The sequence below is a fragment of the Flavobacterium sp. HBTb2-11-1 genome (assembly GCF_009826975.1).
In the GTDB taxonomy this organism is placed as follows: Bacteria; Bacteroidota; Bacteroidia; order Flavobacteriales; family Flavobacteriaceae; genus Flavobacterium.
Genome location: NZ_WUMO01000003.1, coordinates 422,895 through 439,280, shown reverse-complemented (window position 1 = coordinate 439,280; position 16,386 = coordinate 422,895). Strand labels below are relative to the sequence as shown.

Annotated in this window: 11 protein-coding genes; 7 read left to right on the top strand and 4 right to left on the bottom strand. The window is 34.8% G+C overall.

Annotation, left to right across the window (positions count from 1 at the left end; all coding sequences use genetic code 11):
* Positions 1-61: 61 nt before the first annotated feature.
* Both GR162_RS08855 and GR162_RS08850 read right to left on the bottom strand, forming a co-directional pair.
* Complete coding sequence (locus GR162_RS08855) at positions 62-1,984, bottom strand: histidine kinase (RefSeq protein ID WP_160781841.1); 1,923 nt, start codon at positions 1,982-1,984, stop codon at positions 62-64.
* Positions 1,984-2,730 (bottom strand): LytTR family DNA-binding domain-containing protein, encoded by a 747-nt coding sequence (locus GR162_RS08850; protein WP_160781840.1) that lies wholly within the window; start codon positions 2,728-2,730, stop codon positions 1,984-1,986. Before GR162_RS08850 ends, GR162_RS08855 begins: the two co-directional genes overlap by 1 nt.
* A gap of 402 nt (positions 2,731-3,132) precedes the next feature.
* Here GR162_RS08850 and GR162_RS08845 point away from each other — a divergent pair, with 402 nt between their 5' ends.
* The 6 genes from GR162_RS08845 (at position 3,133) to GR162_RS08820 (ending at position 11,181) form a co-directional block, all read left to right on the top strand.
* Positions 3,133-3,453: a hypothetical protein gene (locus GR162_RS08845; RefSeq protein WP_237421338.1), complete on the top strand. Its 321-nt coding sequence runs from the start codon at positions 3,133-3,135 to the stop codon at positions 3,451-3,453.
* A 9-nt stretch (positions 3,454-3,462) separates the two neighbouring features.
* Positions 3,463-4,125: a hypothetical protein gene (locus GR162_RS08840; protein WP_160781838.1), complete on the top strand. Its 663-nt coding sequence runs from the start codon at positions 3,463-3,465 to the stop codon at positions 4,123-4,125.
* Positions 4,126-4,160: 35 nt separating this feature from the next.
* A complete protein-coding gene (locus GR162_RS08835) occupies positions 4,161-4,454 on the top strand; it encodes a hypothetical protein (protein ID WP_160781837.1) in 294 nt (97 codons plus the stop codon).
* A 10-nt stretch (positions 4,455-4,464) separates the two neighbouring features.
* Positions 4,465-5,457 (top strand): hypothetical protein, encoded by a 993-nt coding sequence (locus tag GR162_RS08830; RefSeq protein WP_160781836.1) that lies wholly within the window; start codon positions 4,465-4,467, stop codon positions 5,455-5,457.
* Between the two features lie 339 nt (positions 5,458-5,796).
* On the top strand, positions 5,797-9,165 hold the full coding sequence (locus tag GR162_RS08825; RefSeq protein ID WP_091134119.1) for a SusC/RagA family TonB-linked outer membrane protein: 3,369 nt from the start codon (positions 5,797-5,799) through the stop codon (positions 9,163-9,165).
* Positions 9,166-9,177: 12 nt separating this feature from the next.
* Complete coding sequence (locus GR162_RS08820; protein WP_160781835.1) at positions 9,178-11,181, top strand: RagB/SusD family nutrient uptake outer membrane protein; 2,004 nt, start codon at positions 9,178-9,180, stop codon at positions 11,179-11,181.
* A gap of 90 nt (positions 11,182-11,271) precedes the next feature.
* Here the strand turns inward: GR162_RS08820 and GR162_RS08815 are convergent, their stop codons facing one another.
* Together GR162_RS08815 and GR162_RS08810 are read right to left on the bottom strand one after the other, a co-directional pair.
* A complete protein-coding gene (locus tag GR162_RS08815; RefSeq protein ID WP_160781834.1) occupies positions 11,272-11,892 on the bottom strand; it encodes a hypothetical protein in 621 nt (206 codons plus the stop codon).
* Positions 11,893-12,105: 213 nt separating this feature from the next.
* Positions 12,106-13,530, bottom strand: a complete 1,425-nt coding sequence (locus GR162_RS08810) for an amino acid permease (RefSeq protein WP_160781833.1) — start codon at positions 13,528-13,530, stop codon at positions 12,106-12,108.
* Positions 13,531-13,824: 294 nt separating this feature from the next.
* Here GR162_RS08810 and GR162_RS08805 point away from each other — a divergent pair, with 294 nt between their 5' ends.
* On the top strand, positions 13,825-16,341 hold the full coding sequence (locus tag GR162_RS08805; RefSeq protein ID WP_160781832.1) for a cation-translocating P-type ATPase: 2,517 nt from the start codon (positions 13,825-13,827) through the stop codon (positions 16,339-16,341).
* The last annotated feature ends 45 nt before the right edge of the window (positions 16,342-16,386 follow it).

Here is a 16,386-nt window from a genome sequence, read left to right as displayed (position 1 = left end):
TAAATCCGTCTGCTGTAATTGAATATTCGTAAAGATTTTTAATAAATCCGTACGGGCGTCTTTAGTTTTTAAGAGGAAGTGTCAGTAAAACTATAGTTCCGTTCTCATTGGAAGTAATTTCTATATTGGTTTTGATTTTGTTTTCTCTAGCCAAAATCTCCAAACGTTCTCGGGCTATAGTCCCCGATAAAGACTGATGATCGGAATCAACATTCGATTTATCCTGATAACCTTTTCCGTTATCTGTAATTTTCACCACGATCTGATTTTCTTCCACGGCGATTTCCAGTGTTATCAATCCTTTATCAGAAAGATTTCCTATTCCATGAATAATAGCATTTTCGACAAAAGGCTGAATCAGCATTGGAGGTATCAATAAAGCAGAAGTATCCGTATCGGGTACGATTATGTTGTAGGCAAACGTATATTCAAAGCGCATCTGCTGCAAACTCAGATAGTTTTCTATTGCTTCGATTTCTTGGTCGAGAGGCACATAATTTTTACGGCTTAATTCTAAACTGCTTCTCAACAATCGGCTAAACTGACTTAAATATTTTATAGATTTTTCTTTTTCGTCAAATCTGATAAAACTTTGCAGTGCAGACAAAGTATTAAAAATAAAATGCGGTTCCATTTGCGTTCTCAGCAATTGCTGCTGCAATAAAATTTTCTCTTTTTCCTGCTTTTGCCTTTTCTGCCTTTGGAAAAAATAAAGCAAAAATATCCACGAAATGGCCAATAATGATAATAACCCCACAATAAGCAACAGTAATTGATTTCGTTCAAGACGATTCTCTGTATTATCAATAGCCTTATTTAATCCATGAATAGACCTGTCTTTGGCCTGAAGTTCATAAATCGTAGCCATTTCTTCTGTAGCCTGAATACCCGAATTCCTGAGAATGTTATCTTTAAGTGCCAATATCTCATCTGCTTCTTCTAGAGCTTTTTCTTTATTTCCTTTCGCAAAATAATAATGCATTTTGGCTTTTTTGTTCAGACATTTTTCATAATAAGACAACAGCTGCAAATGCTGGCTTTCAATCTTATCAGCTTGTTTAATTAAGTTTTCTGCCTCAGGAAAACGTTTGGTATGAACATACAGATCGATTAGGTTGGCAATAGTCGTATACAGATTTTTAATCATGACAGGACTCTCAGGACTTGCCAATAGACCTTCTTCATCATATACTTTAACCAAATTGTAATGATGTATCGCCTTATCGTACTGATTGTTTAACAAATAATAATGTGCCATATGCTCATTAGTAAATCTAACCTGCATCGGCTCATTTGTTTTTGATGAAATCTGTTTGAGTTTTTTAATGTAAAAAAGAAGCGAATCTGGCTTATAAATATTGCTTTCTTCACAGGCGGTAAACAATTGCGAATAAGCCCTAAAATTATATTTGTAATTATCCTCAGGCAATCCCTTTAAAATTTTTAAGGCCAGCTGATTCTGTTCGATTGATTTTTGATATTGGCTGATTTTATTATTATCCTGAGCTGCATTTAGCAAACAGATAACTTTTGCCATTGGTTTGCACTTTAGCGAATCGTCATTCATAATAATTGCCGCAGATTTATTGAAATAATAAACCGACTGATAAAACTTTCCTTCAAGTTCTGAAATTAAACCCGCTCCATTATAAATGGTAAATTTTAGGGCATTGAATTCTTTTTCTTTTTCTACCAACCCTAAAGCAAAATTGATATGCTGTTTAGCACTGTCAATGTCTTTTTTTACTAGGTTTTTTGCCAGATTGTAATGTATGAATGCTAAAGCCGAACCTGTTTTTGAGAAATCTTTTTCTTTGAGTTTGCCTGACCAGAAAGCCAGTTTATCTACTTCTGGATTTTGATCTAAACTATCGCTGATTACCTGCAATGATTCCAGCATTTTTTCTGGATGAATCGACACTTTTTCAGATTTATGCTGACAAGAAATAACAGTCAGCAGCAAAAAAAGTAATGTTTTTTTCATTATCTCAAAGGATTTAAATGATTTATCACAAACTCTTTTCTGCGAGTCGCTACAGGAATTTCGGAGTTATTTTTCATGACAAGGATGCCTGTTTTCATATACTTATCTATAAAATCTTTGTTGACAATATAAGACTGATGGGTTTTTATGAAAAAGTCCTCAGGAAGAATATCTTCGTAATATTTTAAGGGTTTGGAAGCCGTTACTACTTTCTTGTTTTCCAAATGAATTTGAGTATAAGATCCTTCGCCAGACAAATGTACAATGTCATTGAGACGAACAATTTGCATATAGTCTAAAGATGTGATGCAAATTCTGGAACTCATATCGATCGTTCTTGAACTATATTCCTTCACAAGATTAATCTGATTCAAATAATCGGTCTGTTTTACCTTTTTGATTTTTTGTATCGCTGCTACAAATTCATCATTATCTATAGGCTTTAAAAGATAGTCCAACGCACCATACTTAATGGCTTTTATTGCAAAATGATTGTAAGCAGTAATAAAAATAATATGAAAAGAAGTCACTTCTATTTGATTTAAAATATCGAAAGCCGTACCATCTGTAAGCTGAATATCCATCAAAATCAAATCGATTTCTGTATTTTTTAAGATTTGTACTGATTCGTTTACCGAACCTGCCATCGCTTCAAATTTTAGAGAATCTTCTTGCGTGACTAACCATTGCAACTCTTTTCTAATTGCTGGTTCGTCTTCTATTATTAAGGTTCGTATTTTGTTCATATTAGGAAATAACAGTTTTACAAATTGAAATTTTAAACCAGATAAAAAAAGCGGTAGGAAACTGTCTCTTTACAAAGATCAAAATTTGCAGTACGAATATATAATTTTTTATTTCAATGTTTTAAATGCTATACTTTCGATATATTTTTTTTATTTCTCTGTAAGTGATTTTTCCTTTAGTCCAAGCACACACAAAAAGTAATTTGAGTGCACATTTAAAAAAGAACATTGCAAATCTCCTCAGAATTTCAACGAATTTATATTAGCTTAAATCAGTAAATCTTTTATTTTCATTTTTGTACTATCCGTTTACTATTTTATTTAAGAATCATGATTTATAAAAAATTTATTCTTCTCTCGAGCTTTTTTCTTTTTGTACATGTTTTACAAAAACAGCAATCTTTGGTTTCATATTCCGATGCCAATCAGGAAATTGCTGGAATTTATGTTTTGACATCTTGCGAAAATTCTAGGTTTAAAATTAAAATAGAAAAGAAAGCTGGAGAATATTCATTTTTAATTTTCGATAGGAATAAAATCATTTCAAAAGGTAAGGTTGGAAAACATACTGAAGATGATACTCTTTATTTGAACTTTGGAAAAATTGACGGCATATATGATACCGACACAATACAAATTCAGAATTACGGAAATGCAATGAACGAATATGTGCATTTTACGCAATGCGGTGAAAAGTACCTTACATTTATAAAATCCAAATAATAATCTCCAATGATAAAGTTTTTTACATATATTCTTTTAATATTCATCTTTTTATGTGGCAGTTCGTCAATTGAAAAGAATAAAAACTTAGAAATTAAAATCAATTGGCAGAAAAACCTATCAGGCGATTTTTCATTTGCAAAAAATTGGGAATATCCAGAAGGAGTTTATCGAAATGATTTTGGGCAATTAAGCTGTGAAGGACTTTGTCCGACGGAAACAGAAAGGATGAAAGATGAGAATGGAAAAATTTATAAAGATTCTTTGGCAAAATTCTATCAGCTTGTAGATACCACTCACCTATTTCATTCGATTAAATCTAAAACCAACAGTTATGAATGGGCAGGTGCAAATTTTATAAGCGTTAAAAGAATCAGTAGAGATACGATTTATTGTTTTACTAATAAAAATATCGCGACTCATAGCAGTTTGATTCTGAAAATAACAAAGGATAAATGTATTCCTGAAATCGAGTTCAATAGCATTTCGGGTTCAATAGGAAGGCAGATATATGCTTGCAAAAAAGGTGCTATTACAATTGACAGGAATTTATGGCATAATGGAATTCTAAAAGCAAAATTTGACTTTATTTTTGAAGATCCCGAAAACCCAGATAAACCGCTGTTTTGGAAAGGCAAAATCTATTCGCAAATTAATCAGAATGAAAAATAACATTTATTATATTTAGAAATCCAAATCATTAATACATGAGAAACAATCCATTCCTAACCGTTATTTTATTGTTCTGCATAGAAATCGTGCTGTATTATTATATGGATTATATAAATTTAATATCAAACTCTTCTGCCTATAGAGGCGCACTTATGCCATTATTCTGCTTTACAGTTCCTGCAATTTCAGTTTTAATTTCGATATTTTTCACCAATATTCCGTATAAAAAAGAATTCAAATACTTTTCTATATTTCTAGTAATTGTTTCAATTATGGTATTTGCAGTATTATCATATTTAGGAGCTTTAGCAAAAGCATATCAACATTAATAGAACGACCATGAATAATACAAAACTCGATTATATCAACATTTTCTTGGCTGTAATTCTGGTTGCCGTAATCGCCCTTTATTTTGCTACAAGATTTAAAAATAAAGAGCAAGACAAAATGTTTTGGAATGCTGAAATTCATAGCAGTTTACAAAATCCAACAGCAGAAAAATCAAATATCATTCAAATTATAGATGCCACTTTTTATAATACTTTCAACGATTCTAAAAGTGAAATCGATTCTGAATCAAAACGAGTAACCAGCGCTAAAAGTGAGAATTCTATTTTTTTCAAAATCTGGCAGGAGGAGCTTTTACCCGATTCTCTTAAACTAAAATATTTCTCTGTAGACGAACGCAAATTTTATCAGCTTCAAACTCTGGTTCCTTATAAAAAAATGAAAAATTTGGTTACCGAAAAAGATGTGGTTCCTATTTTAATTTTAGAAGTGCAGCCTAAAGGCAAAATCCTTTTGAAAATAATTCCTAAAGAAAATACAGAACCTCAGCTTTTGGAAACATTTATGGCTAAAGAAATCGCAGGAAAGTTGGATATGCTAGTTTATGAAGAATCTTTAGGCGAAAAATACAATCGTTTTGAAAGCATTGAAAATATAACCGATTATGCTGATTTACTTCAAAATCAATACAAATGGTCTTCAAAAGTTGAAATGGAAGAACAAGATGTGTTGGCAAGTTTTTATGCATATTCATTTAAAGACGACAGAATAGAACTCTCAGAAGATGCTTATGCTGCTGCAATTCGCAGCATTCCAAAAATATTTTATATCTATTGGGAGGATAAAAAGAAAAAGAAATATAATATTCAATATGAATTGTCTCCTATTGAAGTTTTAAGTGCTTTCAGAAAATTAAATGAAGGTGTTTCTTCAAGCGATATAAAATTCACTTTTAAGGTATATAAAAACGCTTATGCCGAATGTGAAATGTCTAAAAATGGCATCATCATTCCATTAAAAGATTTATATCCTTATAAACCCTAACTTTTTATTCAAAAGCTTCTTTTTAAACTAATTGGGTTTCCTAAACGTATTTTAAGAAAATCAAACACCAACTGCACTTTTTAAACTTCTGTTTGTGCAGTAAACATCTTATTCTCATTTTTTTAATATTTTTTTTACAGAAAATATTTTTTATGGCTAAAAAAACCATGAAAATATATTTTCAGGACTTTATTGCACCCAAAAATGTATTTTATTTCTCCTTCTAAAAATCATTATTAGTCAATTTTGCACACGAAGTTACTGAAGACCTCCACTTGACAGAGGTGTCATAAGCAATTTCCAAAACTAACTATTCAATTAACCAAATTACCAACCAAAATGACAAATTTTATCAGGATTAAAATGGGTCCTAATGGGGTATCTGGATTTAGTTTGAAAACAAAATTGATGCTATTCTGCATTTTGTTTTCTCTATCGCAAGTCCACGGATATACCCTTAGTTCTAAAGGTGCGGCGAAATCGCAAAATGTTCAACAACAAAAAAACATCACTGGACAGGTCAATGATGAAAATGGTATGCCACTTCCAGGTGTTACCATTTTGGAAAAAGGAAGTAAAAATGCTGCCCTAACAGATTTTGACGGAAAATTTTCTTTAAAAGTAGAAAATGAAAATGCTGTATTAGTATTCTCTTTTTTGGGGTATACCAATACTGAAGTTTCTGTAAAAGGAAAAACTATCGTAAATGTAAAAATGCAAAGGACAACGGCTTCGTTGGAGGAAGTTGTAGTTGTAGGATACGGTAAAATGAAGAAAAAAGATTTAACAGGAGCAGTTGTTCAAGTTTCTCCTGATAGATTAGTTAACCAAAATCCGCAGACCGTTCAGGATATCTTAAGAGGAACTCCTGGTGTGCGAGTAGGTTATGATCCTTCTGCAAAAGGAGGCGGGAATATACAAATTCGAGGGCAGACTTCTGTATATACAGCGGGTGGTCATAATTCACCTCTTATTATCTTAGACGGAATGCAGTTTTATGGTGAGCTATCAGAAATCAACCCTGACGATATTGCCCAACTTGATATTCTAAAAGATGCTTCGGCAGCATCTGTTTACGGATCGAGAGCAGCTGCAGGGGTTATTCTTATTTCAACCAAAAAAGGCAAAACAGGTAAGCCTATGGTAAGTTTTTCTACCAACACAACGATTAGCAATAAAAGTGCTTATCGCAAAGTGTATTCTCCAGAAGGCTACTTAAAATACCGTGAAGATTGGGAAACTGCTCAAACCTATGGTGTCAACACAGCAACAGGACAATACGAAGCATTTATTGCTGGAACAGTGGCTAATGGAAAACCAGGGTATTTTTCAAATCCAAATGATTTGAGTAAATGGGGCATTACTGAAGCGCAATGGTTAGCTTATCAGCCAGCCTCTCAAACAAATGGAAAAAGCAGTAAAGAAGTTTGGGGAGCACGTTTAGGATTGAATTTTGATCCATCACTAATGGCAAATTTCTTAGCTAATAAAACACATGACTGGAGCAATAGTTCTTTTAGAACAGGGATTAATCATGATAACAATTTAAGTATTTCAGGTGCAGCTGACAGAGTAAATTATTATGTTTCTTTTGGTTATTTAAAATCAGAAGGAGCTATTGTTGGGAACGATTATAAAGCCGCTCGCTCCAACATGAAAGTTGACGCTAAAGTTACAGATTGGCTTGACCTTGGAGTAAACGTTAATTTTCAAGATCGATCAGATGGAGATGTTACGCCTTCTTTAGGTACAAATGCTGGAGATAATAATATGATGAGAACCAGTCCGTTTGGAACATTCATCGATGCAAATGGCAATTATGAGAGACAGCCGATGGGGAAAAATGTTTCTGGACAAAATTATAACTATTACTACGAGCGTCAATTTATTGATAAAGAGACAGGATATACAACATTGAATACTATTTTCAATGCTAAAGTAACTTTGCCTTTAGGTATCACCTACGCATTCAATATTGCTCCTCGTTACCAGTTTTTTCACGATCGTTATTTTAGATCAACGCAGAATCCAAACTGGCCTGCAGCTACCACAGGGGTAAATAGAAATAACTCAACAAGATTTGATTACAACTTGAATAATACCATTACATGGGATTATACGATTGCACAAAAACATCACATTATTGCCACTTTTGTTCAGGAAGCAGAAGAACGCCGTTTTTGGTCAGACGGAATGGATGCCTATAATATTCAGCCGTCAGATGCATTAGGTTTTCACCTTGTTAATACAGCAACAATGGCGAATAGTGCACTTAGATCAAACGATACACATGAAACCGCAGATGCATTAATGGCGAGACTTTTCTATTCGTTTGATAATCGTTATATGCTGACAGCAACGGTACGTCGTGATGGATATTCGGCATTTGGAGCTTCAAATCCTTACGCAGTTTTCCCTTCTTTTGGTGTTGCTTGGAACTTTAAAAATGAGAAATGGTTTAACTGGGAACCTATGAGCACTGGTAAACTTCGTTTGTCTTGGGGTAAAAACGGAAATAGATCGCTTGCAGATCCGTATGTTTCTTTGGCAAACTTAGTCAATACTGGAACTATGGGCTATTTAGATGCTTCTGGAAAAGCACTTGAAATAAAGTATTTAGCACTTGACCGTATGGCAAATCCAAACTTGGAATGGGAAAAAACTACCTCAACAAATATTGGGCTTGATTTAGGATTCTTACGTGATCGAATCACTGCGACATTAGATTTTTACAAAGCATCTACTCATGATATGATTATGAGTCAATCTTTGCCAGGTTTTACTGGATTTTCAACAATTGCTACCAACCTTGGAGAAGTTCAAAATCAAGGTTTTGAATTGAGTCTTAACACGCTAAACATGAAAAAACCAAATTTTGAATGGCGTACTTCATTTGGAATATCCTACAACGAAAACAAAATTGTCTCATTATATGGAAACATGGTAGATATTAAAGATGATAATGGAAATGTAATCGGGAAAAAAGAAGGAAATGATTCTGCTAATGGATGGTTTATTGGAAGACCAATCTCCCAAATCTGGGATTATAGAGTAACTGGAATCTGGCAGAAAGATGAATGGAAAGAAGCTCAAAAATACGGACAGCGCCCTGGAGATCCAAAAGTAGCTAACAGTTATACAGCAGATGATATCGATGCGGTAGACTCAGATGGTAAACCATACAAAAAAGCAGTTTATAATGAAAAAGACAAACAGTTTTTAGGAAACTCAAATCCACCAGTACAATGGATGTTGCGTAATGATTTTAAGATTTATAAAAATTGGGATTTAGGCATTAGTATGTATGCTAATATGGGGGGCAAATCGCTGAATTCAAATTATATGAATACTTTCAACGATGCGAGTTTATATAAATTCAATTTTAACCCATACGTGAATCCATATTGGACATTAGATAACCCAACTAATGACTGGGCACGTCTTGATGCTAAAGGGCCTGCCGGAACTCCAGTTGCACCGGGAAGATTGTATGACCGTAGTTTTATTCGTCTAGATAATATTTCGCTTGCCTACACGCTTCCTAAAGATCTTATGGATAAAGTGCATATTAAGAGTATAAAAATATATGCCTCAGTTCAAAACGTAGCGACATGGGCTGCTTCTAAAGAATGGAAATATTTTGGAGATCCAGAAACAGGAGGATTGGCTACGAGACAGTTTAACTTAGGTTTTAATTTCCAACTTTAAAATTATACAACAATGAAAAAATATATAAAAAATAGCATTTCAAGGCTAGTGCCTTTTTTAGCATTGGCAGTGCTTTCTAGCTCTTGTTCAAAAGATTTTCTCGAAGCTGATCCGCTTTCGTTCTATGAACCTGAAACTACATTCTCTACAGAAGCTGGGTTACAGGCAACTTTAGCACTTTGCGATAAGCAGTTGCGTAATAATTATATTCACTTTGGTTATTCTGGTGTTAGCGTGCCAATTGGTACCGAGTATCTTTTCTCTGATATGGCCCAATATGGAAAAACAGACACGGGTAGCAATATTGCCGATTATGCCAATACTATTGTCCCTACTGGAGATTTTAGAAGAGATGCTGGTGGAGAACATATTTATCTTGGATTCATGTGGACAGAAGCGTATACAGGAATTAAAAATGCGAATACTGTCTTAACCTATATTGATAAAGTGACCAGTTTATCAGAAGAAGTTAAACGAAAATATATTGGTCAGGCATATTTCCACAGATCTTATCGTTATCTTAATTTAGTATATCAATTTGGAGATATACCGTTGATCACCAAAATTTTGGAAGTTCCAAAACAGAGCTATTATTCTACTAAAAAAGAAGCCATCATAGAAATGATTACGGCAGATATGGAAAAAGCTGTAGAATGGGTTCCGGAACAGGCTAAAATTGGATATGTTGGAATGGTAAGCAAAGGTGCTTGCCGTCAGCTGTTGATTAAATGTTATTTAGCGTCAGGCAGATTTGCTGAAGCTGAAGCACAAGCCAATATTTTGATTAATCAGTCAGGCTACGCATTGGTGCAAGGCAATTTAGGAATTTTTGATCCAGGAGGAAATCCTACCGCATGGCCCATTACAAGAAATGTAATCTGGGATTTACACAGACCAGAAAACAAAGTGATTGGGGCTAATACTGAGGCTATATTGGTGGCACCAAATGGAGGTGCGCAATCGTTTTTAGCCTTTTCATCCATGAGAATTTTTGGCCCAAACTGGAATGATGCCAACTTAATCACGCCTGACGGTAAAACTGCAGCGCCTCGTTTTCCTTTGACTGATAAAACAAATTATAATGCAAAATATGATTATCAAAGAGCAATTGGACGTGGAATTGGCACAATCAGTGGTTCCTATTATTCGCAGCATCCAATGTGGGTTGTGAATGGTGTTGAGGACAAAGTAGATCTTAGACATAACAGTACAGTTGGTAACTGGGTGAACATGGAAAATCTTAAATATGCATCCGGAGCTGGCGGAAGCGCGACATGGGCAGGTCAAAATTTCAGAATGAGAGATGCGTCTGGAAAATTGTTAGCACAAGATTCTATTCGTGACTGGTTTGATTTTCCACATTATAAAATCTTTTATCATGATGTCGTGGCCGAAGCAAATCCAGCGGCAAATGATTTTCAAGGAGCTACTGCAGGAGCAAGTGCACATATGTACATCTATCGTTTGGCCGAAACGTATTTATTACGCGCCGAAGCTCGTTTTTATCAAGGCAATGTTTCTGGAGCGGCTCAGGACGTAAATGTAGTAAGAGCTAGAGCAAAAGCTTCGCAAATGTATACTACCGTAACGATTGGTGATATCTGCGCAGAAAGAGGAAGAGAACTGTATATGGAAGAATGGCGAAATGTAGAATTAAAACGTATTTCGCACTGTTTGGCTCTAAGCGGAAAAGCAGATGAATGGGGAAATACGTATAGCAAAGATACTTGGGATAAACAATCCGGAAAAGATGCAACTGGCGGAAGCTACTGGTGGCAACGCATTGTTCATTACACGCTTTACAACAAATATCCAGCTGGAATTTCTCTTAAACCAGGCGTAAAGTTTTATTCTATGGACAAGCGTAATAATTACTGGCCAATTCCATATAGACTGGCTATAGAGCCTAATATTAAAGGTCAGTTAAGCCAAAATTTTGGTTATGATGGTTATGATGCAGGAGTAAAAGTTTGGGATAAATGGCAAGATGCTGTTGCTGACGAAAGCAAAATTTAATTTAAAAGATGTAAAGATATAGAAACGAGTTAAAGTTCATTTAACTCGTTTTTATTTGAAATGGATGTCATTTTTATCTGCGCGTTTACATTAAAATAGTATAGAAAAACCTTTGGTATATTTTATAAACAAATCAATTGCAAGCAGGATAATGATAAATAGTACAAAAGCGAGAAAATATATCATTCTTTGAGCTCTTTTATCAAATTCAAAAGTTTCGGGATTAATAAAACTATCAGCATAAACTGCAGGCGAAATTTTTATATGTGGGCAAAATAAAACAGCGCCTTGCAGAAAATGAGCAATTAGCTGATATTTATTTTTAGGAACATAGGACAATCCATTTTCAGGTGTTGAAAAATGAATAGGAACTTTCACTCCGTTCTTAAAGCCAAAAATATAACCTGGAGAATATTTTGTTCCAACTTTCCGATCAATATCATTGATGTAATTCTCTTTGCTCCTCTCCAGTTCTTTATATAAAATACTTTGAACCGAACCATCAGTCTGGTGATGATGAAGACCATCCTGATCTACGGAAATCAAAATGACTTTTTTTTGCCTTTGCCGACGGTAATTTTTATAAAGTGACCAACTGCCCCAAAGCAGCAAAGGGAAATAGATAAGATTAAAAATCATTTCTCCGTTAGATAAAGGACTATTATGCTCCAATTGCAGAGCTAATGGAATTCCAACAAATAAAGCAATCATTGCGATGCATAAAAGTGCAAACAGCATATACATTACTACGGTAACGACAGTATTGCGCTCAGAGCACATTTTTGGAAAGTTTTCTTTGCTGTAAACCATTAAGTTTGAAATACTAAAAAAATTGAATTATGCCTAGCTTCTGCTCATGGAGATAAATTTTACTAAAAATGATAATAATTCCATTTCTGATGAAATAGAATATATTTAATCTACTTATTTTTTAGTTTTATAAACTTTATAAAATACAAAAAGAATACCCAGCCAAATTGGAATTAATTCTACAGATAACTTCATATCCGTCATCCACATGATAAATAAAATACCCAACAAAAAAATAAAACAGATGTAATTGCTTATCGGATAAAATATCGATGCAAACTTAGTTTTTGTATTTTCCTTGTCTTTTGCACGTCTAAATTGTAGATGGGTATACGATATCATAACCCAGTTAATCACTAAACAAGAAACGACCAAAGACATTAAAATGCCAAAAGCTTCTTCTGGCATTAATTTGTTTATTAAAATACAGATAGCCGCAAAACACGAAGAAATTAAAATGGCATTAATTGGCACTGAGTGTTTGTTTAACTTCTTCAAAAATTTAGGAGCACTGCCCTGATCTGCTAAGCCAAATAACATACGTGAGTTGCTGTATACACTACTATTATACACAGACAAAGCGGCAGTTAATACAATCAGATTAAGGACATTAGCAATAAGGCTTGTAAAATATATTTTGCTGCCAAATAACTCAAATTCCATTCCATTCAAATTTTGAAAAACCATAACAAACGGACTGCTATCTGTCGTGATTTGTTTCCAAGGCGACAAAGCAAATAAAATTACCAATGCTCCAACATAAAATATAAGAATTCTATAGATCACCTGATTGGTCGCTTTTGGAATGTTTTTTTCTGGATTTTCTGCCTCAGCTGCTGTAATTCCAATTAATTCTAAACCTCCAAAGGAGAACATAATTAACGCCATTGCAGCTAATAAACCTTGAAAACTGCCATTTGAAGTTTTTTCAAAAATACCTTTTGGAAAAAAGCCACCATCATTATACAAATTATGAATTGTTGCTTGCTCTCCACCTGTTCCGCTTACCAGCAAATAAGTTCCAAAGAGAATCATGGCAATAATTGCAACAACTTTTATAATTGAAAACCAAAATTCGGTTTCTCCATACACTTTTACCGAGGCAAAATTTAAAGCATTAATAACCAGAAAGAAAAATAAACTGGATGCCCACAGCGGAATTTCGGGCCACCAGAACTGCACATAAACCCCAATGGCTGTAAGTTCTGCCATACTAACTAAGATGTATAAAATCCAATAATTCCAACCTGAAGCAAAACCTGCAAAAGAACCGCAATATTTATAGGCAAAATAGCTGAAGCTTCCTGACACAGGTTCTTCAACAACCATTTCACCAAGCTGTCTCATAATAAAAAAGGCAATAATTCCAGCAATAGCATATCCTAAGATAACAGATGGACCTGCTAATACAGCCGCTGGACCAATGCCCAAAAAAAGACCTGTTCCTATTGATCCGCCTAAAGCAATTAACTGAATGTGACGGTTAGTCAGCCCACGTTTAAGCTGATTCTCTTCTGCGGTTTCATGATTTTTTTCCACAAATTAGGTTTTAAAGGAGTTAAATGTTTTCAGAAATCTATAAAAGCGAAGATAGGTTAAAAAAGGAATCGTACAAAGCCATACTCAAAATTGTCCGTATTTATAAATTTCAAGAAACTTCGAAGCTTCTTCTTTTTTATTTTAAGCAAACTGCAATACATGATTTGAAATAAGCATTTAAAAAAATATGCGAATTTTCATTATATTTATCTGTGTTTACGTTTTCAATAAGCATTTAGCACCTTGGTTTAATCTCTTCAAAAATTGCTTAACACTTATCAACATCAAACCTCTATGTCTTACAATATACCTGCACATCTCAAAGGTCTTAACGATACAGAAGTATCCGTATCAAGAAAAAAATACGATAACAATCAGATAGATAATGGCGATAAAAATACTTGGCAAGAGCTTCTCCTAAGTATAGTAAAAGAGCCAATGCTTGTACTTTTACTTGCTATTTCAATTATTTATCTCCTCATAGGAGATTATGGCGAGGCTCTTTTTATGTTTGTGGCCATTGCTGCAGTTGCCGCCATTTCATTGTATCAAGATAATCGGAGCAGAAAAGCTTTGGAAGCATTGGAAAAACTCAACGAACCGTTGAGCAAGGTTATCCGCAACGCAAAAGTTATTGAGATTCCTACCCATGAAATTACCGTTGGAGATCTTTGTATTGTCGAAGAAGGAAAGATGATCAATGCTGATGGCGAGATTATGCACAGCAATGATTTTTCGGTTAACGAGTCTTCCCTTACCGGAGAAAGTCTATCTGTTTTTAAAAGCAGCGAAAGTGATGACAATAAGGTTTACAGCGGAACTTTGGCAGTTTCAGGACTCGCCGTAATCAAAGTCGAAAAAATAGGAAAAGAGACACGGTTGGGCAAAATAGGCGTTTCTATTTCGGAAATAAAAGAAGAAACATCACCTTTACAGCTTCAGATAGGACGATTTGTTAAAGGGATGGCTATTTTGGGTATCGCCGTCTTCGCACTGGTATGCATTATTAGCTACTATCAAACGAATAGCTTCTTGAGCAGTCTGCTTAACGGACTGACACTGGCAATGTCTGTTCTGCCAGAAGAAATTCCTGTAGCTTTTTCAACTTTCATGGCACTCGGCGCTTGGAAGCTAATGCGTGAGGGTATTATTGTCAAGCGTAGCAGCATAGTCGAAACACTAGGCAGCACAACAGTTATATGCACCGACAAAACAGGTACTATAACAGAAAACAGCATGCAGCTCAAACATATCTACAATTATGCCTCAGACAAGATTTTCGATGTAAACGATTTTAATGATCCAGATCTCTCCATCCTTATTGACTATGCCATGTGGAGTAGTGAACCTGTGCCATTTGATCCTATGGAAAAAACCTTGCACCGTTTGTATGAACAGTGTAAAAAAGCTGACCAACGCAAAGATTTTCAAATGATACACGAATATCCCCTCGAAGGGAAGCCACCAATGATGACGCATCTTTTTGAAAATACCGAAAAGAAACGCATTATAGCGGCAAAAGGCGCTCCTGAAGCTATTATTACTGTTTCGGCGCTTAGTGAAAATGAAAAAAATAAAGTTCGAAATATTATTAAAACTCTTGGCAGTCAGGGATTCCGAATTTTAGGTGTAGCTAGAGCAAATTTTGAGGGCAGTGATTTTCCAGAAAAACAGCAGGATTTCAAGTTTGATTTTCTCGGGTTAGTAGTTTTCTATGATCCTCCAAAAAAGGGCATTCAGGAGGTTTTTAGCCAGATTTACAATGCGGGAATCAAAGTAAAAGTAATTACAGGAGACAATGTCGATACGACCAGAAGCATCGCACTTCAGGCAGGAATAAAACATACCTCTCAAGTTATTGAAGGTAAGGACATCATGGAATACTCAGATTCTGAGCTCTTGAAGGCTGCGGAAGAAAAAGTGCTATTTACACGAATGTTTCCTGATGCTAAACTTGCTGTTGTAAATGCTCTTAAAAAGCAAGGTGAAATTGTGGCCATGCTTGGCGATGGTGTTAATGATTCGCCAGCTCTCAAAGCAGCTCATATAGGTGTAGCAATGGGCAGTAAAGGAACTGAAATTGCCAAAGCCGCCGCCGCTTTGGTAATTACAAATGATGATTTAGACCGTTTAATTGCTGGCATTGCTTCAGGCAGAAGAATTTACGCCAACATAAAAAAAGCTGTTCAGTACATCATCTCCATTCATATCCCGATTATTCTTACTGTCTCACTTCCGCTATTTCTAGGATGGATATTTCCGCAGATATTCACCCCAGTCCACGTTATCTTTTTAGAATTGATAATGGGTCCCACCTGCTCTATTGTGTATGAAAATGAACCTATGGAGCGCGATACAATGCTGACAAAACCAAGAAAAATGACCGACACTTTTCTCAATTGGAAGGAACTCGCCATCAGCATTATCCAAGGATTAGTGATAACTGCAGGTGTTCTTTTTGTTTATCAGTACACGGTTCAAAGTGGCGGTAGCGAAGAAAAAACGAGAGCAATGGTTTTTAGCACATTAATTTTTGCCAATATTTTATTGAGCCTTACCAACCGCTCCTTTCATTATAGCCTTTTTGAAAGTTTCAAAAATAAAAACATTCTTTTTCCCATCGTAAGCTTTTCCACACTCATCATGCTTTCTGCTATTTTATATATAAATCCCTTATCTGATTTTTTCCGTCTAACTGGACTCAATATAAGAGAATTGGGGTTATCTGCTGGTATTGCTTCTATATCTGTATTATGGTTTGAAGGATATAAAATCATAAAGAGATTAGGAGCAGAAAAAAACAACTCCTAAATAAATCAAAAAAGACAGATATTAAAAACACCTGTCTTCATAATT

Excerpts from the sequence above, each read along its gene's own strand:
- GR162_RS08805 (WP_160781832.1), top strand. The coding sequence starts at position 13,825 with ATGTCTTACAATATACCTGCACATCTCAAAGGTCTTAACGATACAGAA.
- GR162_RS08850 (WP_160781840.1), bottom strand. The coding sequence starts at position 2,730 with ATGAACAAAATACGAACCTTAATAATAGAAGACGAACCAGCAATTAGA.
- GR162_RS08830 (WP_160781836.1), top strand. The coding sequence starts at position 4,465 with ATGAATAATACAAAACTCGATTATATCAACATTTTCTTGGCTGTAATT.
- GR162_RS08820 (WP_160781835.1), top strand. The coding sequence starts at position 9,178 with ATGAAAAAATATATAAAAAATAGCATTTCAAGGCTAGTGCCTTTTTTA.
- GR162_RS08825 (WP_091134119.1), top strand. The coding sequence starts at position 5,797 with ATGACAAATTTTATCAGGATTAAAATGGGTCCTAATGGGGTATCTGGA.
- GR162_RS08815 (WP_160781834.1), bottom strand. The coding sequence starts at position 11,892 with ATGATTGCTTTATTTGTTGGAATTCCATTAGCTCTGCAATTGGAGCAT.
- GR162_RS08835 (WP_160781837.1), top strand. The coding sequence starts at position 4,161 with ATGAGAAACAATCCATTCCTAACCGTTATTTTATTGTTCTGCATAGAA.
- GR162_RS08840 (WP_160781838.1), top strand. The coding sequence starts at position 3,463 with ATGATAAAGTTTTTTACATATATTCTTTTAATATTCATCTTTTTATGT.
- GR162_RS08855 (WP_160781841.1), bottom strand. The coding sequence starts at position 1,984 with ATGAAAAAAACATTACTTTTTTTGCTGCTGACTGTTATTTCTTGTCAG.